The organism is Streptomyces sp. NPDC048211 (assembly GCF_043202315.1).
In the GTDB taxonomy this organism is placed as follows: Bacteria; Actinomycetota; Actinomycetes; order Streptomycetales; family Streptomycetaceae; genus Streptomyces.
The window spans coordinates 63,561-83,968 of sequence record NZ_JBIDAD010000001.1 but is presented as its reverse complement, the minus strand read 5'-3'; the positions used below and the strand labels follow the sequence as shown (position 1 = coordinate 83,968).

Genomic DNA, 20,408 nt, shown 5'->3' with positions numbered 1-20,408 from the left:
CCGAGGGGCACTATGGAGACAGGCGAGGACTGGAGGTCACCCATGACCAAAACCCGTAGCCGGTACGCCCCCGACCGCGGCCTGACCACACGCATGGTCACCACCATGTTCCTGATCGGCCTGCTGTACGTGGTGCTGGTCGGAGTGCTCCTGGCCGTGCTGCGCGGCGCCTGGCCGATCATCCTGATCATCACCGGGGGCATGTTCGTCGCCCAGTTCTGGTTCAGCGACCGCATCGCGGCCTTCAGCATGGGCGCCCGCGAGGTCACGCCCGAGCAGGCTCCCGAACTGCACGGCGCGATCGACCGGATCTGTGCGCTCGCCGACATGCCCAAGCCCCGGGTCGCCATCGCCGAGAGCGACGTACCGAACGCCTTCGCGACGGGCCGCAGCGAGAAGACCGCCCTCGTCTGCGCCACGACGGGCCTGCTGCGAAGACTGGAACCGGAGGAGCTGGAGGGTGTCCTCGCCCACGAGATGTCGCACGTCGCCCACCGCGACGTCGCCGTCATGACGATCGCCTCGTTCCTCGGCGTCCTCGCCGGCATCATCACCCGCGTCGCGCTCTGGGGCGGCTTCTCCCGCAACAGCCGCAGCAACGACCCCATGGGTATCGCGATCATGCTGATCCCGCTGATCAGCGCGGTCGTCTACGCCCTGAGCTTCCTGCTGACCCGGCTCCTGTCGCGCTACCGCGAACTGTCCGCCGACCGCACGGCCGCGCTCCTCACCGGAAAGCCCTCGTCCCTGGCCTCCGCCCTCACCAAGGTGAGCGGCCAGATGGCCCGCATCCCGACGGAGGACCTGCGGAAGGCGGAGCCGTACAACGCCTTCTACTTCGTCCCCGCCTTCTCCTCCAAGGAGAGCCTGAGCCGGCTGCTCTCCTCGCACCCGACGCTGGAGCAGCGCCTGGACCAGCTGGCCCGCATCTCCGCCGATCTGTCCCGCCCGTAAGGAGTTCCCGTGGGTCTGCTCGACACCATCCTGGGCCGCAGCAAGCCGGCCCGCCCCGACCTCGACCAGCTCTTCGCCGTCCCGTCCGCCGCCCTCACCCTCCAGGCGGCCACCGGGTTCGTGCCGACGGGCCTGGGTTCGGTGTGCTTCGCGGGCGTGGAGGGCGCCGGTTTCGCCCGTATCCAGCAGGACGTACGGGAGCTGCTCGACGCGGACACCGGGAGCGGCGGCATCCCGGTGGAGTTCAGCCGGGACGCGTACGGCTACACCTGGCTGCTCGCCCGGCAGCCTGCCGAGGACACCGCCGCTCTGGTCAACGACCTGCACGCGGTCAACACCCTGCTTCAGGACGGCGGCTTCGGGCCTCAGCTGCTCTGCTCGCTGATCGGTTTCCGGGACGCGGACGGGCGTGCGCTGGCCCTGGTCTACCTCTACAAGCGCGGCACGTTCTACCCCTTCGCCCCGCTGCCCGGCGGTGGCGAGAAGCGCGACAACCAGCTGGAGTTGCAGGTGCGCGCCGCCCTCGGGGACGACCTGCGGGTGGAGAAGGACCTGGCCCGGTGGTTTCCGGTGTGGGGGGCGCCGGGGTTGTGAGGAACCGGTGAAGGTGGCGCACTACGCTCGGTGCGGTGGACGGTCTGCTCCAGGGTGCGTACGCACGTCGTCGAGGCCGCTCACCCCATAAAGCAGTCGCGCAGTCGTTCGAGCGATGGCAAAAGCCCTGCTCATCAGGGAAATCCGGCCACGCCGCATGTCGTCGCCACGCGTCGTCAGGCGCCTTGACCGCGCTCAACACACCCTTTGAGGAAGCCGAGTTCCGCACTCACTGTCGGAAATGCGTCACCTCGGCGCTATGCTCGGCAGACTTTGAGACCCCGGGCAGAGAGTTGGGCGGTCGCTATGGCTGAAACCGTGAAGTGCGGCAAGTGTTTCGCCACCAAGGTCCCTCGTACTCCATGTCAGGGCTGCGGCGACGAGGGCTGAAATCCCCGCGAGCGGCGGCAGCCCGATGGACGCTTACGAGCAATTGCTCGACCTGGCCCGCCGGACGGTGGGCACGCTCACCGAAAAAGGCATCAGGCCACGCCCTTTCGCGGCCGACGACGGAACCACGGTCGAGGGGTGGTGCGTCAAGCAGCTGGCGGACCACGCGAAGGACGAATACCGCGGCATCAACAATTGGGAAGAGTTCCGCTGCACCATCGACTTGGTGCTCACGGCCGACGGGCGTTTCTTCTCGTACACCGAGACCTGGAACAACCATTCCGGCACGGGCGGGCAGCCCGTCCACGAGCACTCCCGAGCACTGCGCAACGAGTCAGCGGCCTACCTCGTCGCCGTCGGGCCGGGTAAACCGTTCGCCGCGGTCTCCACACTGCTGGAGAGACTTCCGTGGACCGCCATCTCCTACGCTCCGCCCCGGGTGCGCCCCACGCCCGTCGCACCCGTCGTGACCGTCGCGCCTGCCCCGCCCACCGCATCCGCGTCCGGGCGGCGAGACGCACGGTCGGCGACAGCATCGCCTCCGCGGTCGAGGAGTGCCGTGGGCGCGGTCCTCGGCTTCGGGGGCGGGCTGCTCTGCGGCTGTGCGGCGGGGTTCGCCGCCGCCCTCGTCCTGGGGATCGCACTGAGCATCGGCGGGCTGGACGGCGACACGGTCGGCGTGACCACGTTCGTCAGCGCGATGGTCTGCGTGGCCGCGGGCGCCGTCATCGGCGCCGTCAGCGGGTGGCGCACCCCAGCCAAGTCGGCGCGCTGACCGACTTCGCGCCGGGATCCGCATCCGGCGCCCGGAACGTAACGCATCGAGAAGTCCTGCCATCGAAAAGCAGTTGGGGGATCACGGAATGTACAGCCTCGCCATGGACGCGCACGCATACGGCACGCGCAAGGAATCCCTTTACCGGCTGGTCGACGCCACCGGACTCGTCATCACGGTGCAGGGTTCCGACGGCCCGGACGAGATGACGAAGGCGATCTTCGCGGCGGCGCCGCACCTTTCGGGAGATCGTGACCTCCGGACCGACGGCATGATCTTGAGCACCATGGCTCAGTACCGCGTGTTCTGGGGTGTTGTCGGATATCCCGGCGGCAGTCTGGCGATCCTCGCTCCCCTGTCCCTGTATGAGGCGCAGGACAGGCGCGACTGGATCAGGCATTTCATGCACGAGGTACTCGATCCCGTCAACGCTCTCGCCGGCCGGGGCTACCGCGTGGCCGGGGGCGGTAACGGAACAGTGAGCGATTCCGGGTTCGCGCAGGCTTTCGCACGCGCGCACGCGTGAAAGTCCGGGCGGCACAAGGAATCGACGGATGCCACGAGGTGCTTGAGGGGCGGGAATGTCGCGGACGGGAAAGATCGCGGTCATGGCAGTGGCACTGGCCGGAGTTGTTTCGACGCCGTTGATCTGGCTGCTCGACGGTCCCGGCTCCGGGCAGCTCGTCGGAGCCTCGGTCCAGGGAGCCGTCGGTATCGCGGCTTTCGTATGGGCCCTGTTCCAGAACACCACCGGCCGGGCCGACGACGTCGCCGTACGGACCGGTGGGTCCGAAGCCGAGGACGGGGGAACCGCGGTCACCGGCGTCAAGCGCCCCAAGGGCAGGGGGAGCGGGTCGGCGCAGGCCCGGAACACCGGGAAGGCGAAGGCCCGCGGGAAGGGCAGCCGGGCGGTCAGCGGTGTCGACTACGAGTGACCCGGGTCCGGCCGCCGGGATGCCGCGAGAGGCCGGCGGGTGGTGAGGCGGCGCAGGGCACGGCGGCCCGGTGCGCGGCCGGACGTCTCCGTGTCCGGCACCGGCGACCCGTCGGCCGGGGCCGACGGTAAGGCGGTGACCGGTTACTCGGGTCCGGCACGGAGGTCCGCCGGTCCCGTGCACGTGTCCGGGACCGGCGACGCGACCGCCGCCCCCGGCGGCCTGGCCAACAGCGGCTACATCCACGAGCTGAACGTCAGCACGCTCACGATGGTGGTGAGACAGGGCCCTCGTGAACCGGCCGCGTGGCCGCACCAGGTCGGCCTGGTCCCCCCGCGGGCGCTGTCCTTCCAGCCCCGGACCGAGCTGGAGCGTCTGAAGGAGGCGGTCGAGGGCGGGGGCACGGCCGTGCTCACCGGCATGGGCGGCGTGGGCAAGACCCAACTCGCCGCCGACTACGCGCACTCCACCTGGCTGGACGGCCGGCTGGACGTGCTGGTGTGGATCTCGGCGGGCAACCGATCGGCCGTGGTGACGGGGTACGCGCAGGCGGGCGTCGAACTGTGCCGGGCCGACGCCTCCGACCCGGAGCAGGCCGCGCGCACGTTCCTGGCCTGGCTCCATCCCAAGGCCGGCGCCGCCCCCTGCCGGTGGCTCGTCGTCCTGGACGACGTGTCCGATCCTGCGGATCTGCGCGGCCTGTGGCCGCCGGCGAGTCCGTACGGCCGGAGCCTCGCCACCACCCGGCGCCGCGAAGCCGCTCTGGTGGGGCACGGCCGCCGCCTGATCGACGTCGGCCTGTTCACGGAGGCGGACGCGGTCGCCCACCTCACCACGTCCCTGGCGGCCCACGACCGCCACGAGCCGGCCGGCCGGCTTGCCGCGCTGGCCCATGATCTCGGCCACCTGCCGCTGGCCCTCTCGCAGGCCACCGCCTACCTGGTCGACGCGGATCTCGACTGCGACGCCTACCGCCGGCTGCTCGCCGACCGGGCGCGGACGCTGGCCCAGGTGATGCCCGGAACGGGCGCGCTGCCCGACGACCAGCAGGTCGCGCTGTCCGCGTCGTGGTCCCTGTCCATCGAACGCGCCGACCGGCTCGATCCCGTCGGGCTCGCCCGTCCCATGCTCCGGCTCGCGGCCATGCTCGACCCCAACGGCGTCCCGGGCGGAGTCCTCGCCGGTCCGCACGCCCTCGCCCATCTCACGGAGCAGCGCACCCGCGCTGCCGGGAACACCGGGCCGTCCCCTCAGGTCCGTCCGCAGGACGCCGTCCTCGCGCTCCGGGTGCTGCACAGGCTCAGCCTCGTCGAGCACACCCCGGCCACCGGGAACCAGGCGGTGCGCGTCCACCGGCTCGTCCAGCGGGCCACCCGTGAGGACCTCCCCCGGGATCTGCACGACGAGCTGGCCCGCACCGCGGGCGACGCCCTGGTCGAGGCCTGGCCCGAGGTGGAACGCGACAGCGCCCTCGCCCAGGTCCTGCGTGCCAATGCCGACGCCCTCCGCGCCCACGCACCCGGCCCGCTCCGGGAGCCCGGGTGGCACCCTGTGCTCTTCCGGGCCGGCAGGAGTCTGGGAGAGGCCGGACACCTGGACGCCGCCCATGCCTACTGGAGCGAACTCCACGCCGCCGCCCACCGCTCGCTGGGCCCCGATCATCCGGACACCCTCACCACCCGTCACCACCTCGCCTTCTGGCGGGGTGAGGCGGGGGACGCCGCTGGGGCTGCCGCCGCCTTCGCCGAGCTCCTGGAGAACCGGCGACGCGTCCTCGGCCCCGACCACCCCGACGCCCTCAACACCCGGGCGAACCTCGCCTACCAGCGCGGCGAGGCGGGGGACGCCGCGGGGGCCGCCGCCGCCTTCGCCGAACTGCTGGAGGACCGGCTGCGCGTCCTGGGGCCCGACCATCCGGACACCCTCGTCACGCGGGGCGATGTCGCCGGCTGGCAGGGGATGGCGGGAGACGTCGACCGGGCCGTCGCCGCCTACGCCGAACTGCTGGAGGACCGGCTGCGCGTCCTGGGCCCCGACCATCCCCACACCCTCAACACGCGGGGGAACCTCGCCTATTGGCGCGGTGAGGCGGGGGACGCCGCCGGCGCCCTGCACGCGTACACCGAACTGCTGGAGGACCGGCTCCGCATCCTGGGGCCCGACCATCCCCACACCCTCACGAGTCGGCACAACGTCGCTCGGTGGCACGGGGAAACGGGTGATGCCACGAGGGCCGCCGCGGAGTTCGCCGAACTGCTGGAGGACCGGCTGCGGATTCTGGGCCCCGAGCACCCCCGCACCCTCGGAACCAGGTCCAACCTCGCCCGATGGCGGGGCGAGGCAGGCGACGCGGAGGGCGCCGCCCGTGCGTTCGCCGACCTGCTGACCGACGTACTGCGCGTCCTGGGACCCGAGCACCCGGAGACCGTCAAGGCGCGCGCCTCGCTCGCCCGATGGCAGAACTGACCACGCGACGCGCACGCGGGGGTAGGCAGGGCACTGCCTGCCGCTCCTGACCCCGGCGCGGATCGGCACGACCCGGCCCGGATCGGGCGACCGGGCGGCCGGTTCAGACTTCGGCTCCTGCTCCTGCTCCTGCCTGGATGCGGAGGCCCGTCAGGGTCAGTTCCAGCCCGGCGAGGAACTGCTCCTTGTCGTCGTGGCCGTCGAACTCGTCGACGATGTCGTGCACGAACGGAAACTCCGCGGCGTCGAGCTCGCGCCACGTATCGGCGTAGCGGCCGAGGAACTCGTCCCGGTCGACGGCGCCGTCGAGCACCTCCTCGGGCGGCTCCTGGCCCATGTCGGCGGCGCTGCCGACCACCACGCCCACGATCGCCGACACGGCGTGGAACCGCTGGCGCGGTGTGAGGTCGAGGCGGAGCATCTGCTGTCCCAGCGTCTCGTAGAGCCGCAGGGAGTTCCCCCGGTCGGCGATGTTGCGCATGAACTGCGTGCCCAGCCACGGCCGGTCCACGATCGCGTCGAACAGAGTGACAGCCATCACGCGCAGGTCGTCGATCGGATCACCGCTGCCGGTCTGCCCCTCGATCTCGGTCAGCACCCCGCCGAGCACATGGTCGATGGCGCGGTCGAGCAGCTCGTCCTTGCCCGAGACGTACCAGTAGATGCTGCCGACGCCGGTGCCGAGCCGGGCGGCGAGGGCGCGAAGGGTCAGCGCACCCGCGCCCGCCTCGTCGAGCAGGGCCACGGCCGCGGTGAGAACGGCCTCGATGGAGTGCGACCCGCGTTGGCGCCCTCGGGAAGGGCGGTCGGCGGGTCGTGGTCGCGGGCCTGTCATGGCACTCATCCAATCACAGCTTGCACACTTATCGAACCATGTTCTATGGTCGAACCTTGTTCCATTGTCGAACATCGTTCGATGTTCGGCAACGTCCGAGAGGAGGCCCGCCATGACTACGACCGCCACCGAGCCCGCCGCATCGCGCACCTATCCGTCGCTGCGCGCGGCATGGATCCCCCTGGCCGCGCTCTGCCTGGCCTTCTTCGTCGAGATGGTCGACAACACACTGCTCTCGATCGCGCTGCCCACGATCGGCCGGGACCTCGACAGCGGCACCACGTCGTTGCAGTGGGTCACCGGCGCGTACTCGCTGACGTTCGGCGGTCTGCTGCTGACGGCAGGATCGATGGCCGACCGGCTCGGGCGCCGACGGGTGCTGCTGGTCGGCCTGGCGGTGTTCGGCCTGCTGAGTCTGGCCGTCGTCGCCGTCAGCACTGCGGGAGAGCTGATCACCCTGCGGGCCGGCCTCGGCATAGCCGCGGCGGCGATGGCCCCCATCACGAACTCGCTGGTCTTCCGGCTGTTCGACGACAAGGCGCTGCGGATGCGCGCCATGACCCTGATGATCGTCGTCGGCATGTCCGGCTTCGTCCTCGGCCCGCTGCTGGGCGGCACCGCCCTGGCTCATGTGCGGTGGCAGTGGCTCCTGCTCGTCAACGCCCCGATCGCGCTGATCGCGGCCATCGGTGTGCGTCTCGGCGTCCCGGCCGACCGGCCGCAGGACCTGACCCGGGACAAGCTCGATCTGCCGGGCGCCGCACTGAGCGTCACCACCATCGGCCTCGCCTGCTACTCGCTGACCAGCGGCGTCGAGCACGGCTGGCTCTCCACGATCACGCTCGCCTCGGTCATCGGCGCCCTCGCCGCAGGCATCGCGTTCGTATGGCACGAGCGCCGCAGTGCGGCGCCCATGCTGGATCTCCGCCTCTTCTCCAACGGCACCGTCCGTGGCGCCGCCATCGCCCAGATAGGCACGGCCATCGCGATGGCCGCCGTGATGTTCGGGCTGATCCTCCACTTCCAGTACGCCTACGGGTGGAGCCCGGTGCGGGCCGGCCTGGCGAATCTGCCGCTCATCGTGACCATGATCCTCGCGACACCCCTCTCCGAGTGGCTCGCGAAGAGGTTCGGCCACCGCATCGCCTGCCTCGTCGGCGCGGCCTGCCTGGCCGGCTCGCTGGCCGGTCTGTCCTGGGGCGTCGACCACGGGTACGGCGCCATCGCGGCCTGCATGGTCCTGATGACCGTCGGACTGCGCACCGTCATGACGATCTGCGCCATCGCGCTCGTCGACGCGATGCCGGGCAACCGCACGTCGATCGGCACGGCGCTCAACGACACCGCCCAGGAGGTCGGAAGCAGCATCGGCACCGCGGTGGTCGGCACCCTGATCGCCGCGCTGGTCACCACCCAGCTGCCCGCAGGCACCTGGAGCGACGCCCTGGTGGCGTCGTTCTTCCACGGCGAGCGGATCACCTACGCGGTGCTGGCGGTCATCGTCGGCCTGGTCGCGGCCGGCGGTGCGCTCACCCTCACCGACTCCCGTGCCACCGAGGAGCACGCCGCCTGAGGCCCCGGACGGCGCCCGGGGCCCTGGACGGCGTCCAGGGCCTCAGGTGCGCTTGAAGTACTCGATCTCCCCGAGGGCGATCGGCCGTCCACCCTCCTGACCTGCCGCTTCCTGCACGACGAACTCGATGGAGACGACATCGCTGATGCCGGTCCGTACACTCTGCTCGCCGGGCTTGTCGGTGAGTGACCAGGCCTTCTCGTGGATCTTCCCGTCCTTCGTCCTGATGCGGAGGTCCGCCTGTGTCGGCCTGGCGCCCTTCTGGAACGCCTCGGGCTTCGTCGACACCCCGGTGTGGACCGTGACGCCGACCAGCCGGAACGGCTTCTCGAACTCGGCGGTCAGCGAGGCGCCGGCCTTCGGGGCACCCCAGTAGGTGTTCGTCACCCCGTCCGTGGCCAGCTTCGCCGGGTGCCCGGCGGTGGCGGCGCTCGCCGTGACGCCGGTGGGGCTGATCTCCCCCGTGTCGCCGAGCTTGTCCCGTACGTCCTCGACGACATAGCGCCCGGCCGGCACGAGCAGGAAGCCCGCGACCAGCAGTCCGACGATCAGCAGGGCCAGCACGCTCCCCCGCAGCAGACGCCCCGACCCGGCCCGCACCTTGCGGTCGAACGGCCAGCGCGTACGCCACCAGGGCAGCGGTTCGGCCCGCTCGCCCGGCTGCAGCGGGGCCGCGCAGCTGCGGCAGAACCTGCGTCCCGGCCGGTTGGACGTCCCGCACACCGGGCAGGGGAAGCCGTCCGGCTCCTCCTGTGCCGCCACCGGCCTGACGACGGGGCGCTGGGCGATCGGCACGCCGGGCTGCACGGCCACGACGGGCTCGTCCTCCGCCGGCCGCTCCGGCCGCACCGGGCCCGGGGGCGCCGGTCGTACGGGGGCGGGCGCGGCCGGTCGCACGGGAGCGGGCGGGGCCGACCGCGCGGGGGCGGGCGGGGCCGGCGGTGCGGGGGCAGGCGGGGCCGGCGGTGTGACGGGTGCGGGCGGGGCCGACCGCGCGGGACCGGGCGGGGCCGGCGGGGTGACGGGGACGGGTGCGGGCTGCGGCTCGGGCTCGGCGAGGGGGGTGGGTGCGGGTCCGGGTGTCGGTTCGGGCGCGGCCGCGGGCTCGGCCGCGGGCTCGGGCGTCGGGGGGCGCGGCGGCTCCTGCGGGACAGGGGCGGGCGTGGGCGCGACGACCGGCGTCGGTGCCGGTGCGGCGCGCGGTGCCGGCACCGGGGGCGTGTTCTCACCCTCGGGCGCCGTCTCCTCCCCCGGACGTGCCGGCTCCTCGGCGTCCGGCGCCGGGGCCGCCGTTCGGGCACGGCGTGAGGACCACCCCAGATACGTACCGCAACTTCCGCAGAAGTCCTCGTCCTCCTCGTTGGCGGCTCCGCACGCCGGGCACGAGCGCGTCACGTCAGTCTCCTGTCTCGTCCGGTGCGCCTGGGAGGATCTCCACCCGGCAGGTGAGGTGAGCGGGGCACGAGGCCCGGACGACGGCCAGGACGCGGGCCGCGTCCACCGGCCGCCCCGCCGGTGCCCGGACCCGTACCAGCAGTTCGCCGGTCGGGGCCGCAGGGAGTTCGGCCCCGGGCTCCGACGACCAGGCGGCGCCGCCGCCGTCGTGGATGTGGGCCTCCACGCCGAAGCAGAGCCGGAGGTGTTCGGTGAGGCCGCGGCGGGTGCCGCGCCACCGGTGGAGCTCGACGGCTCGGGCGACGGCGGCCCGGCGCAGCTCCGCCGGCCAGTCGAGGTCGATGCCGGCCCCGACCCAGGACGACAGCCAGGGCAGGAAGTCCTCCGGGGTCAGCGCGGGGTCGAAGTACGCCGGGAGGTTGTCCAGGGTCGACAGGACGGGTGCCAGGACGGTGTCGAGGCCCGCCGTGAACCGCTGGGCGAGGTCGTCGTCCGCGTACAGGGCGGGCAGCAGCCCGCCGATCGGGTAACGGCTGGGCAGGCCCGGGACCGCGGCCCTGCTCACGAGCGCTCACCGGCCCCGCTCGCGGTGACGACGACCTGGTGCTGGTGGGAGAAGACGAGGGCGTTCGCGGCGACGTCGATCCGGTCAGCCGCCGCTCCCCGCCGCCCCGTGAGCGGGTCCGCGGGGAACAGCCGTACCTCGTCCACCAGACGGACTCCGCGCACGCTCTGCAGGACGGCGAAGATCTCGCCGTACTGCACGGGCCTGCCGAACGGCCAGCCGGTCCCGTCCGCGCCGCCCCGCAGCGGGTCGATGTGGCGGAACAGCGCGTCGAGCGCCTCGGCACGGACGCGGTCCACGTCGCCGTCGGACGCCACCAGTTCGGCGACGACGGTGACGCCCTGGTAGGCGGGCGGTTCCACGACCAGCCGGGTGCCGACCAGCCGACGCTCGTCGAGCCGTCCGGCGACCTCCGCCAGCACCGAGTCCGGGGGGATCAGCTGCTCGAACCGCAGCCGGCCGCCTTCGTCGGGGACCGCGTCGGGCACCACCAGGACGCGCACCGCACCGGCCTCGCCCGCGACGGCGGGCAGGCAGCGGACCCGGTGCAGCGAGGGCGCGGCCTCGCGGGCGATGACCTCGTAGTCCTCGGCCGTGACCGCCCGTTCCTGGACCCGGAGGATGTTGGGCGCGCGCACCTTGGCGTTCTCGACGCTCTCGCCGTCGACCCCGCCGCGGGCCGCCTCGCGGTTGTCGACGCCGGCGACGTACGGCACCGAGCTGCGCAGCACCCGGATGGCACCGCGGGCCACGTTCCCGGCCGCGCCGCCGCCCGTCCGGTAGCGGGGGATCCGGAGCTGGGCGCCCTTCGGGGGCACGTCGCCGTACACCCGCATCGTGCCGTCCGCCTCGCGGACCTCCGGCGGGAAGGCGAACGCGCCGTTGACGGCGTCGATCCGCACGTGCCGGTCGCCCGGTGACGAGGCGCCGAAGTGCTCGACCGGTGTCCAGACCTGCCAGCCCTCGGCGGAGGACACCTGGACGACCGGCGGGTCCCCGTCCAGCAGGAGCGGCACCCTGCGCACGGAGAACGTCTGGCCGGCCACTCCCTCGGACACGCCGAGCGGCACGTCGAGGACGGTCTCGGCGTGTTCGACGCCGGTGGTGCCGCCGACGGTGAACACCTCGGCCTCCCGGATCGTCGGCGACTCCGAGTAGAAGGGCTGTCCCGGTTCGGGTGGGGTGACCCGGCAGCGCAGCCACCCGGCCCGGACTCCGGCCGTCACCGAAGCGGTGTGCCCGGCCGGGACGAACACGGTGACCTCACCGGGCTTGTTGAGCCCGCCGGTGCTGTCGGTCCCCGTCAGGCACGGCACCCAGCGGGCGCCGTCCCACGCCTCCCACACGAGCGGCGGCTGCCGGGGGTCGACGCCGACGCCCTCCACCCGGCTGTCGAGGCGTACGGCGACGATGCACCGGGGTACGGCGGTGGGCAGCCCGAACAGCAGGGCGTCGCCCGGCTCCGGACGGGACTGGAAGCAGGGGATGTCCTTGCCCGCGCCGAGCGGCGCGGTGCGGTCGGTCTGGTCCCCGGACGCGGGGGCGGTGACCAGCCTGATCAGCGAACTCGGCACGATCGCCAGGTCCTCGGCGGTCGAGAAGACCACGGCCTCCTCGGTCTCACCGCGGGCGGTGGCGACCTCCGTGCCGGCCGGGAGCCGCACCGGGTCCGGCTGGGGGGCGGAGAGCCAGAAGTCGACGTCGGCGCGGGCGACCGTCGGCGGGAACAGCTGCACGCCGAGCAGGTCGAGGAAGGCGGAGTAGTTCCGGTCGGGCACCCGGTTGAGCCGGTAGAGCAGCTGGTCGACCATGTACGCGAACGTCTCGATGAGCGTGACCCCGGGGTCCGACACGTTGTGGTCGGTCCATTCGGGCGAGCGCTGCTGGACGTACCGCTTGGCCTCGTCGACGAGCTGCTGGAAGCGCCGGTCGTCCAGGTTGGGGGAAGGCAGGGACATCAGGCCGCACCCGCTTCGTCGGAACTCGCCTCGGGACTGCCGGAGTTCGGGATGGTGTAGAAGGGAAAGACGAGGTTGCGCAGGTCATTGGTGGACCGCACGGTGTAGTGCACGTCGATGTAGAGCGTTCCCTCGTCGACGGTGTCGAACGCGATCACCACGTCCCTCACCTCGATGCGGGGTTCCCAGCGCTCCAGGGACGTACGCACCTCGTGGGCGATGCGCCCGGCGGTGGCACCGTCACCGGGCGCGAAGACGTAGTCGTGGATGCCGCAGCCGAACTCGGGCCGCATCGGCCGCTCCCCCGGTGCGGTACCGAGCACCAGACCGATGGCCTCCTCGATCTCCTGGTCGCGCTCGACCATGCCGATGCCGCCCGTGGTGCCGACCCGCAGCGGGAAGCCCCAGCCGCGGCCGATGAATCCGCCGCCGCTCACACCGGGCCTCCGATCAGGACGTTCGGCGCACCGCTGATGATCTTGGCGCCGCAGCTCGTGGTGTCCCCCATGCGGGCGGCCGGCAGCCCGCCGATCAGGACCATGCCGCCGACCGCGGCGGCCGGGTTGGGCATGATGACGTTCCCCGGTCCGAGCAGGGCGTGCGGCGGGACGACGCACACGTGCAGGCTGCCGGTGACGGCGGCCGGCCTGCCGCCGATCAGCACGGTGGCCACGGCCACCGCACCCGGTGGCGGGGTGCCGATGAGTCCACCGTGGACGGTGGGGTCGCCCGTGCGGGCTGCGGGGGGCATGGCTGCTGTTCTCCTTGCTGGGCCGGGGAGTCGTACCGGGCGGCGGGTGCGGGGTCAGTTGATCCGGATGAGTCGGGCCTTGAGGACGGCGAGCAGTCCGCCGTCCACGGTGACCCCGGTCTTGCCGTTGATGGTCACCGAGGCTCCCTTCACGTTCACGTTGCCCGTACCGGCGTCGAGCGTGATCCCGGACCGGCCGAGGGAGAGGGAGCTGAGCACCCGGGAGGTGCCGCGGGCGAACACCTTCAGGGCGATCTCCCCCTTCCGCTCGTCCAGGGTGACCTCCAGCTGCTTGTCGCCGGTGGCCAGCCGCACTCCGGACGGGCCGCGCGGGGTGTCGAGCAGTTCGATGCGGTTGCCCGAACGGGACACCAGGGAACGGCGGTTGACCTTGCCGCTGGTCGGGTCGACGAGCGGCACGTCGTGGGGCGACGGCTTGTCGACGCCGTTGTAGAGGCCGCCCAGCACATAGGGGCTGTCCAGCAGGCCCTGCTCGAAGCCGACCAGCACCTCGTCGTTGACCTCGGGGCTGAAGACCCCGCCGCCGCCCTGACCGCCCCACTGCACCGTACGGACCCAGTCGGACACGTAGGTGTCGTCGAGCCAGGGGAACTTCAGCCGGACCGAACCGCGTTCGCCCTTGCCCTTGCCCTCACGGATGTCGGTGACCACTCCGATCGCGAGGCCCGGGATACGGGGGCCGCGCGGGGGCGCGTCGCCGCCGCCGGTGAGCCCGGTCAGGGAGCGGTCGGGGGCGGCGCTGACCAGTACGGTCGTGCGGTATCCGCCGTGCGGGTCGAGGACGTGGTGGGCCGCGGTCGCCGTGTAGCGGCCGGCGAACGCCGGTCCGACGTTGCCGAGGGCGACGGGTTCGCCGGCGCGGAGCCGCGGGTTGCCCTCGGCGACCGCCTCGATCTCCCCGAAGCCCGCGCTGACCCGTGCGGCCACGGCCCCGGCGACCGAACCGGCCTCGGCCTGGGTGCGGTACGGGGTGTCGGCGACCGTCATCCTGGCCTTCGGGCCGAACGCCCCGGCCGCGACGGACGGGCTCATCCCGGGGACCACCGTGGTGGAGCGGACGGACGGTTCGCGTGCCACGAGACGGGTCTTGGTCTCCACGTCCCAGCCGCGCACCTCGACGCTGTCCGCCCCGTCCGCGCCGGTCAGCACGGCGCGCAGGGCCAGCAGATTGCGTCCGTACTCCAGCACCATCGGATGCCGGGTGGCGGAGGTGGACGGAGCGGGTGCCGAGGACGCCGGCTTCGGCTTCACGAACTGCAGCAGGCCCTTCTCGTCCACCCGCACGTGCGCACCGCTCTCGCCCGCGAGGTACTGGAGGAAGTCCCAGTCCGAGACGTTGGGCTGGGTGAGCTGCTTGTACATGACGGGCGCCGCCTCGACCTTGCCGCAGGTGAGTCCGGCACCGGCGGCGACCTTGCGGACGATGTCGGCGGCCTTCATGTTCCGGAAGGCCACCACCTTCCGCCCGCGCTGGAGCCGGTGGGCCTTGGAGAAGGCGCGGACGACGGTGAAGGAGCCGGTGGTGTCGCTGTCGAGTTCGAGCGCGGTGACCTCACCGGTGAACAGCCGCTCGCGCGCCTGCTCCTGGACGGTGACCACCGAGATCTTCAACGGGGTGCCGATGGTGATTCCGGTGGCGGTGAGCAGCGTGTGGTACGGGTCGCGGTACGTCAGTACGGCGGTGTCCGGAAGGCCGACGTTCTCGTCGACCGCACAGCTCACCAGCTGGGACGCCCACGCCTGGGGCAGCTCGGCGGGGGCCTCCACGATCGGGTCGGCGGCGAAGGAACGGGCGGGTGCGGTCACCGGTTGCCCTCCGGGGCGTGGTCTTCCAGGGCGGGAACGAGGAGTTCCGTGCCCGGGGCCAGTTGCATGGGGTCGTCGATGTCGTTGGCCTCGGCGATCGTGCGCCACGCGGTGGCGTCACCGTATTCGCGCCAGGCGAGCAGCGGCAGGCTGTCACCGGCGACGACCCGGTGGGTGCGGCGGGCCTCCTTCGATCCGGACGTGGGGTTCTGGCCGGCCGGGTCGACGCTCGCCTCCTCGATCGAGAGGGAGCAGGTGGCGCGCAGCGGCTTCCCGTCGACGTCGAACAGCGTGTACGAGACGGAGAGGCTGGACAGCACCCCGTCGAACGACGTCGTCTTCGACGTCCCCCAGTCGAAGCGCACCCAGGGGCTCGACGGCTTCTTGCGGCCGAGGCTGCTCGGGGTGGGCACACAGGCCGTCATCAGCTGCTCGACGGCCTTCTCCACCGAGTTGTCGTGGGTGGCGGTGGCGTCCAGGAAGACGTCCAGGGACAGCGACCGGGGCCCGCTGCCCACGAATTCGGGCAGCGCGGAGGCGCCGGCGGTCCGGGAGGGCGTCCGCCGCCACTCGGTGTTCTTGCTCAGGGAGAGCGTCGCCGGGTTGAACTGCAACGTGAGCCGGGCAAGGGTGCCGGCCGGTTTGGCGCCCACGTCCGACGGCGGCTCCATGATCGTCAGCTGGGCACGGGCACGGCTCGTGCGGGCTGCTGATGGCATGGTGTCCCTCCTTCCTGCTCGTCTCGGTCATCGGCTCGGGAACCGGGCACTGGGCGGTCCATCAGGACGGCACCAGGCCCTCGTGCGCGATCTCCAGCGTCTCGATCGCCGCCTCGGAGCTGGACGGGTCGAAGGAGGGCCCCTGCCAGCGCACCGGGACGATGCCCTGCACCTGCCAGCTGATGATCCGGCTGAGGTCGGGGCGGAGTGCGACGATCTCGCCGTCCTTGCGTTCCACCCGCTGGGTCGTCTCGTTCAGCCACCGCGCGATCTTCAGCGTGTCGGCGGTGACGGGGCGGGTCAGCGTGATGTTGGTCCAGGTGATCCGGCCGGGCAGCTGCCAGGTGAAGCCGTTGTTGCCGCCCTCGGCGTACTGCTCAAGCTCCACCTCGGCGCCCAGGCCGGAGCAGGTGTGAAAGGCCCCGAGGTCGCTTCCCCCGATGGCGAGTTTGAAGAACACGCTCGTCGCGAAGATGTTGTCCGTCATGTGCTTCTCGTCTTCTCTGCTGTCCGTGGGGTGGTGCGTCGTCTCTGCTGCCCGTGGCCGGCCCGGCGGACGGGGTGGGGGCTTCAGCGGCGGCCGTCGTAGGGCCGTCCCGAGCGTTCCCGCCCTCTGCGCAGGTCGGCCCGGATCAGCCTGCTGACCGGGTCGAGCAGCCGGCGGGCGAGGTCCTCGATGTCCACGCCGCCGGCCCCTTCGTCCGTGCGCGGCGCACCGGCCGCGGGCGGTGCCGCTTCGGAGGGCGTACGGGAGGCCTTCGGCTGGACCACCCGCACCGGGACTCCGGCGAGCCCCGCTTCGGCGACCGCGCGCTGGACCGCCTGGGTCCGTGCGTCCGGGGCACGGTTGCCGGGGACGGGGCTCCGGGGGACGGGCACGGGACCTCCCTGGGCTCCGCCGGGCCGGGCCGGTGCGGGGCGTGACGCGCGCACGGCGAGCTCCTGCGGTGCGCCGGACGGGGTGTCGGCCGCCGGCGCCGGCCCGGTGGCGGGTGCGCCGTTGTCGGCCGCCACCGGCATCCGGAGGCGCTGCACCGGCACGGCGGCGCCCCCGGGCCGGGCGGAGCCGGCCGGGTGCGGGCGCACCACCGGAACGGGTGGTGCGGCGGCCGGTGCGGGCGCGGCCGGTCCGGTGGACGCCGCGACCCTGGCGGACCGCGGTGCGGGGAGCGGCAGTTCAGGGGTACGCGGGGCGGGGCGCCCGGATCGTTCCCCTCCGGGCAGGGGCGGCCCGGACGGCGTGGTGCCGCGTGCCGAGCGCTGGACCAGCCGCGTGAGGGAGCGGACGGAGGGCCGGGCCGCGGCGGGCGCGCCGGTGTTCCCGGCCTTAGCGCCCTCGCCCGGTACGCCTCCTCGCGGGGCCGCACGACGTGAGGGGGACACGGGCCCCTGGGCCCGCGCGTCCGGGGAGGATGCGCCGGCCGCCGGGGCGCCGGGCACGGACCGCCGCACCGTGGCGGGGCCGGCCGGGGTGTCCGGCCGCCTCTCCGGCCGGGCGCCGCCACCGGCCGGGGACGGCCCGTCGGGGGCCGGCGGCCGGACATCCCGCCGCCAGGTCGCCGCCACGACGGGCCGTGCGGTGGTGGCCGATACGGGCGCCGTGAAGCCCTCGGCCGCTCCGGTGCGCACGGTCAGCGTCCGTCCGGCGAGCAGGGCGCGCGACCGCTGGACGGCAACCGGCGCCCGGCCGCCTGCCGAAGCCGTCCCCGCCGCAGGCCCCTGGGGCCCTCGCGAGGTGATCCGCCGGACGCGTACGGGGGCGGGCGGGGTGGCCGGGGCCGTGGCGGAGGACGGCGTGACGGTGTGCGCGGACACGGTCGCGGACGAGGGCGCGGTCGCGGACGTGCGGCTGGCGTCCGTGGCGCGCTGGACGGCTGCCGGCCGGTCGGAGGGTGATGCGGGTGCCGTGCCGCCGGGCTGAGCCGGCGCGCGCAGAGGCATGGCGGTGGGCACCGGCGAGGAGGGCACGGCCGCCGTGGGCGCGGACGCGGGCGGGCCGCCCGGCAGCGGGCCATTGGTGCCGGGACGCGCACGGCGGGGGTCGCCCAGCAGCGGGGCGTCGTTCGCGGTGCCCGCGGTCGGCGGGAGCGAGGAGAGAGGCGCGCCGAGCCCGCCCCGGGTGCGGGCCTGCGAGCCCGGCCCCCGGGGCGCGGAGGCGGGGCCGTCGTCCGGTGCGGGTGTCCCCGGGCGGCGCGTGGAGGGCGCGGCCGTGCGCTGGACGGAGGGCGGAAGACCGGGTGAGCCGGCCCGGGGCGCGGCCGGCCCGGACGCCGGGGACGCACCGGGGGCCGGACGCTGCCCGTCGGTCGCCTGCCGGTCCGTCGGCTTCCCGCCCTGCGCCTGAAGGTCCGTCGTCCGGCGGTCCGTCGGCCGCCCGCTCCGTTGCCGTTCTGCCGGACCCTGTCCCGCCGGGCCCTGTCCCTGCTGCCGCTGCCCCGGCTGCCGGCCCGGCTCGGCCGCGCGCGTCGACGGGGCGGGGGAAGCGGCCGCCGGAGAGGAGGTCGCGGGAGCGGCCGTTTCCTGCGTCTGCCGCTGGACCACGGGCAGGGCCGGTCCCTGCGGAACCGTCGTGCCGGAGGGGGTACTCCCTTCCGCGCCGCCCGGTCCGAACGGTGCCGCACCGGGCGGCAGTTGTCGCAGCGGCCTGCCCAGGGCGGGGCGTACGGGAGGCGCGGCGGGCGCGCCCGCGGAACGCTCCGGCGAGGCCGACGGGCGCTCCCCGGTGGCCGTCCGGCCGGGTGCGGGCGCGTCCCCTGCCGGGGCGGCCGGTGCGGGAGCCGTGGCCGGTGCGGGCGTGCCGGCCGGTGCGAACGCGGAGAGGCGGCGAGGGGCGGCCACCGGCCGGCGGGCGACGATCAGGGGCGGCGCGGTGCGCCGGGGCCGGACCGGGGCGGGCCGCGCGGCCAGGGTGGCCCCGCTGTCCGTGGAAGCGTGGGCCGCCGGAGCCGCGGACGGCCGGGATCCGGACGCGGGGTTCGCTCCGGTGCTCGGGGCCGCCTCGTCGACGACGGGCCGCCGCGCCGCCGGTTCACGCCCGGCGGCGCTCCCGGGCTGTGTGCCGCCCGAGCGCCGGACGGGGGCGGGGCTCCGCTGAACGGCGGGGGTACGGCCCGGGGCGCCGGACGCCGGGGACTGGACCGGCTCCTCCGGTCCGCCGGTGGTGGCGGCACGCAGGAGGAGGGGAGTTCCGGGGGCGGTGGGACGGGCGGTGCCCGGCCGCGTCACGCCGTGGATGAGGCCGACCGGCGCGGAGGGCAGGACCGCGTGGCCGAGCTCGCCTCCGTACGCGATGTTCTGCCACGAGGCGAGCCCGGACCTGAAGCGCAGCCCGTCGCTCACCCCGATCGAGGACCGGGCGACGGTCACGGCAGGTGGTGCGACCCGCCGCCAGCCTCCGTCCCAGTCCCGGTCCGCTTCCGGACGCCCGGGCCGGACGGCGTCGGTCCCGGCCGGGGGTTGCGTACCGTCGCCCCCGGTGGGGGCCTGCGCCGGCACCGGGCCGGGCGCGCCGGCCTGTCGTCGGCTCCCGCCACGGAACCAGTCCCTGAACTCCACGCCCTCACCCGCTCTCGTTGACGCGGGTGTTGATCCGCGCTATCTCCTTCACCCACTCCTGCCGCTCACCATGGGTGAGGTCGAGAATGTCCTCACGCTGCCAGTGGAAGTGGTAGGCGATGTACGCGAGCTCCTCCCGCAGCCGGGCAGGCGCGTACGTCACGATTCCCCCAGGCGTTCACCCGAGAGGTCCACCTCGAACGACCCGTGGCACAGCGGGCACGTCACCGCGGCGTGGGTGTGGCCCTCGCTGTTGATGCGGCGGTAGAAGTCCTGGAGGAACGCCACGTCCGTGGCGTACATCCGCTCGACCACCCCGGCGTGCACGTCCGTGATGGTGCCGAGCCGGGTGATCACCTGGCTGAGCAGCACCACGCTCAGGTACGCGGGGTTCTCCTTGACCCGCAGGTCGATCTGCGGGCGCAGTTCGTCCCGTGCCGTGGCGAGCCGCATCGACCCGCTCCGGTGCACCTGGCCCTCGTCGTCGACGTAACCGCGCGGGAGCTCGAACTCGAACTCCGTACGCAGGTCCTGACGGTCCCGCTCCCGGGCGGGAGGAGGCGTCGGGGCCTCCTCCCGCGGGGCGGGCGCGGCGGCGGCGAGGGTGTCGAGGACCTCGTCGAGGCCGCCGCCGGAAACGGTCCTGCGCCTCATTCGACGACGATCTCCTCGAAGGTGATGGTGACCGTCTCCGTCGCCGCGCTGGACTCGCCGGCCTTCAGCGAGGGGCCCTCCCACTTGCTGGCCCAGCCCTGCATCAGCTGGATGCGCCGGACGGTCTCGCCCTTCGAGTCCTTGATCTCGATGGTGAGGTTCTGGCGTGCGGTGTCGACGGCTCCGTTGTTGAGCGTCTCCTTGATCCACTTGGTGAACTCGCTGCTCTTGTCGAGCCCGCGGGTGATCGTCACCTCACCGGCCTGGCGCGCGCCGGGCTGCTTGCGGATGATCTGCTTGCCCTCGGCGGTCACCTGGCGGACCTCGACGACTTCCTCCTCGACGGTCAGACCGCTGATCTCCTGGATGGACTCCACGAGATAGCCGCCGAGCTGCACGCCGAAGACGTGGGTGGAAAGAGCATCGCCCTCTGCCATGACTGTGTGTCACCTGTTCCGTTCG

20 protein-coding genes are annotated in these 20,408 nt (G+C 73.4%); 7 read left to right on the top strand and 13 right to left on the bottom strand.

Annotation, left to right across the window (positions count from 1 at the left end):
* The first annotated feature begins 42 nt into the window (after nucleotides 1–42).
* The 6 genes from htpX to ACGFZA_RS00350 all read left to right on the top strand — a co-directional run bounded on the left by htpX (nucleotide 43) and on the right by ACGFZA_RS00350 (nucleotide 6,114).
* The gene (gene htpX / locus ACGFZA_RS00375; RefSeq protein ID WP_385275096.1) at nucleotides 43–954 is read left to right on the top strand and encodes a zinc metalloprotease HtpX; all 912 of its coding nucleotides are present in this window, start codon (nucleotides 43–45) and stop codon (nucleotides 952–954) included.
* Nucleotides 955–963: 9 nt separating this feature from the next.
* On the top strand, nucleotides 964–1,548 hold the full coding sequence (locus ACGFZA_RS00370) for a hypothetical protein (protein WP_385275099.1): 585 nt from the start codon (nucleotides 964–966) through the stop codon (nucleotides 1,546–1,548).
* Nucleotides 1,549–1,963: 415 nt separating this feature from the next.
* Nucleotides 1,964–2,713, top strand: coding sequence for a hypothetical protein (locus ACGFZA_RS00365; protein WP_393676191.1), 750 nt, complete (start codon nucleotides 1,964–1,966; stop codon nucleotides 2,711–2,713).
* Nucleotides 2,714–2,801: 88 nt separating this feature from the next.
* Nucleotides 2,802–3,239 carry a hypothetical protein gene (locus tag ACGFZA_RS00360; RefSeq protein WP_385275105.1) on the top strand — a complete coding sequence of 146 codons (438 nt, stop codon included), beginning with the start codon at nucleotides 2,802–2,804 and terminating at the stop codon, nucleotides 3,237–3,239.
* 82 nt (nucleotides 3,240–3,321) lie between these two features.
* Nucleotides 3,322–3,648: a hypothetical protein gene (locus tag ACGFZA_RS00355; RefSeq protein WP_385275108.1), complete on the top strand. Its 327-nt coding sequence runs from the start codon at nucleotides 3,322–3,324 to the stop codon at nucleotides 3,646–3,648.
* Between the two features lie 177 nt (nucleotides 3,649–3,825).
* Nucleotides 3,826–6,114: a tetratricopeptide repeat protein gene (locus ACGFZA_RS00350; RefSeq protein ID WP_393676188.1), complete on the top strand. Its 2,289-nt coding sequence runs from the start codon at nucleotides 3,826–3,828 to the stop codon at nucleotides 6,112–6,114.
* Between the two features lie 103 nt (nucleotides 6,115–6,217).
* Here the strand turns inward: ACGFZA_RS00350 and ACGFZA_RS00345 are convergent, their stop codons facing one another.
* A complete protein-coding gene (locus ACGFZA_RS00345; protein WP_393677575.1) occupies nucleotides 6,218–6,883 on the bottom strand; it encodes a TetR/AcrR family transcriptional regulator in 666 nt (221 codons plus the stop codon).
* Between the two features lie 178 nt (nucleotides 6,884–7,061).
* Between ACGFZA_RS00345 and ACGFZA_RS00340 the strand changes: the two genes are divergently transcribed.
* Nucleotides 7,062–8,522 carry an MFS transporter gene (locus ACGFZA_RS00340; RefSeq protein ID WP_393676186.1) on the top strand — a complete coding sequence of 487 codons (1,461 nt, stop codon included), beginning with the start codon at nucleotides 7,062–7,064 and terminating at the stop codon, nucleotides 8,520–8,522.
* A gap of 42 nt (nucleotides 8,523–8,564) precedes the next feature.
* On the opposite strand, the gene ACGFZA_RS00335 is transcribed toward ACGFZA_RS00340, so the two are convergent.
* From ACGFZA_RS00335 to ACGFZA_RS00280, 12 genes are all read right to left on the bottom strand, one after another.
* The gene (locus ACGFZA_RS00335) at nucleotides 8,565–9,917 is read right to left on the bottom strand and encodes an NADase-type glycan-binding domain-containing protein (protein ID WP_393676184.1); all 1,353 of its coding nucleotides are present in this window, start codon (nucleotides 9,915–9,917) and stop codon (nucleotides 8,565–8,567) included.
* Nucleotide 9,918: 1 nt separating this feature from the next.
* Nucleotides 9,919–10,482, bottom strand: a complete 564-nt coding sequence (locus tag ACGFZA_RS00330) for a phage tail protein (protein WP_393676182.1) — start codon at nucleotides 10,480–10,482, stop codon at nucleotides 9,919–9,921.
* A complete protein-coding gene (locus ACGFZA_RS00325; protein ID WP_393676180.1) occupies nucleotides 10,479–12,440 on the bottom strand; it encodes a putative baseplate assembly protein in 1,962 nt (653 codons plus the stop codon). Before ACGFZA_RS00325 ends, ACGFZA_RS00330 begins: the two co-directional genes overlap by 4 nt.
* The gene (locus ACGFZA_RS00320) at nucleotides 12,440–12,877 is read right to left on the bottom strand and encodes a GPW/gp25 family protein (protein WP_393676178.1); all 438 of its coding nucleotides are present in this window, start codon (nucleotides 12,875–12,877) and stop codon (nucleotides 12,440–12,442) included. Before ACGFZA_RS00320 ends, ACGFZA_RS00325 begins: the two co-directional genes overlap by 1 nt.
* A complete protein-coding gene (locus ACGFZA_RS00315) occupies nucleotides 12,874–13,191 on the bottom strand; it encodes a PAAR domain-containing protein (RefSeq protein WP_385275130.1) in 318 nt (105 codons plus the stop codon). The genes ACGFZA_RS00320 and ACGFZA_RS00315 overlap by 4 nt, the downstream gene beginning before the upstream one ends.
* Nucleotides 13,192–13,245: 54 nt before the next feature.
* Nucleotides 13,246–15,018, bottom strand: coding sequence for a VgrG-related protein (locus ACGFZA_RS00310; protein WP_385275133.1), 1,773 nt, complete (start codon nucleotides 15,016–15,018; stop codon nucleotides 13,246–13,248).
* On the bottom strand, nucleotides 15,015–15,737 hold the full coding sequence (locus ACGFZA_RS00305; protein WP_393676176.1) for a LysM peptidoglycan-binding domain-containing protein: 723 nt from the start codon (nucleotides 15,735–15,737) through the stop codon (nucleotides 15,015–15,017). Before ACGFZA_RS00305 ends, ACGFZA_RS00310 begins: the two co-directional genes overlap by 4 nt.
* Before the next feature lie 61 nt (nucleotides 15,738–15,798).
* Nucleotides 15,799–16,224, bottom strand: a complete 426-nt coding sequence (locus ACGFZA_RS00300; protein ID WP_326737971.1) for a phage tail protein — start codon at nucleotides 16,222–16,224, stop codon at nucleotides 15,799–15,801.
* Nucleotides 16,225–16,307: 83 nt separating this feature from the next.
* Nucleotides 16,308–19,292, bottom strand: coding sequence for a hypothetical protein (locus tag ACGFZA_RS00295; RefSeq protein WP_393676173.1), 2,985 nt, complete (start codon nucleotides 19,290–19,292; stop codon nucleotides 16,308–16,310).
* 4 nt (nucleotides 19,293–19,296) lie between these two features.
* Nucleotides 19,297–19,455 (bottom strand): DUF6760 family protein, encoded by a 159-nt coding sequence (locus ACGFZA_RS00290; RefSeq protein ID WP_326737969.1) that lies wholly within the window; start codon nucleotides 19,453–19,455, stop codon nucleotides 19,297–19,299.
* The gene (locus ACGFZA_RS00285; protein WP_385275142.1) at nucleotides 19,452–19,946 is read right to left on the bottom strand and encodes a hypothetical protein; all 495 of its coding nucleotides are present in this window, start codon (nucleotides 19,944–19,946) and stop codon (nucleotides 19,452–19,454) included. Before ACGFZA_RS00285 ends, ACGFZA_RS00290 begins: the two co-directional genes overlap by 4 nt.
* On the bottom strand, nucleotides 19,943–20,383 hold the full coding sequence (locus ACGFZA_RS00280) for a phage tail protein (RefSeq protein ID WP_124720830.1): 441 nt from the start codon (nucleotides 20,381–20,383) through the stop codon (nucleotides 19,943–19,945). Before ACGFZA_RS00280 ends, ACGFZA_RS00285 begins: the two co-directional genes overlap by 4 nt.
* Nucleotides 20,384–20,408 lie beyond the last annotated feature (25 nt).

What these genes read in the sequence shown, in the direction of transcription:
- htpX (WP_385275096.1), top strand. Translation starts at nt 43, where the DNA reads ATGACCAAAACCCGTAGCCGGTACGCCCCCGACCGCGGCCTGACCACA.
- ACGFZA_RS00365 (WP_393676191.1), top strand. Translation starts at nt 1,964, where the DNA reads ATGGACGCTTACGAGCAATTGCTCGACCTGGCCCGCCGGACGGTGGGC.
- ACGFZA_RS00360 (WP_385275105.1), top strand. Translation starts at nt 2,802, where the DNA reads ATGTACAGCCTCGCCATGGACGCGCACGCATACGGCACGCGCAAGGAA.
- ACGFZA_RS00355 (WP_385275108.1), top strand. Translation starts at nt 3,322, where the DNA reads ATGGCAGTGGCACTGGCCGGAGTTGTTTCGACGCCGTTGATCTGGCTG.
- ACGFZA_RS00340 (WP_393676186.1), top strand. Translation starts at nt 7,062, where the DNA reads ATGACTACGACCGCCACCGAGCCCGCCGCATCGCGCACCTATCCGTCG.
- ACGFZA_RS00325 (WP_393676180.1), bottom strand. Translation starts at nt 12,440, where the DNA reads ATGTCCCTGCCTTCCCCCAACCTGGACGACCGGCGCTTCCAGCAGCTC.
- ACGFZA_RS00315 (WP_385275130.1), bottom strand. Translation starts at nt 13,191, where the DNA reads ATGCCCCCCGCAGCCCGCACGGGCGACCCCACCGTCCACGGTGGACTC.
- ACGFZA_RS00305 (WP_393676176.1), bottom strand. Translation starts at nt 15,737, where the DNA reads ATGCCATCAGCAGCCCGCACGAGCCGTGCCCGTGCCCAGCTGACGATC.
- ACGFZA_RS00300 (WP_326737971.1), bottom strand. Translation starts at nt 16,224, where the DNA reads ATGACGGACAACATCTTCGCGACGAGCGTGTTCTTCAAACTCGCCATC.
- ACGFZA_RS00285 (WP_385275142.1), bottom strand. Translation starts at nt 19,946, where the DNA reads ATGAGGCGCAGGACCGTTTCCGGCGGCGGCCTCGACGAGGTCCTCGAC.
- ACGFZA_RS00280 (WP_124720830.1), bottom strand. Translation starts at nt 20,383, where the DNA reads ATGGCAGAGGGCGATGCTCTTTCCACCCACGTCTTCGGCGTGCAGCTC.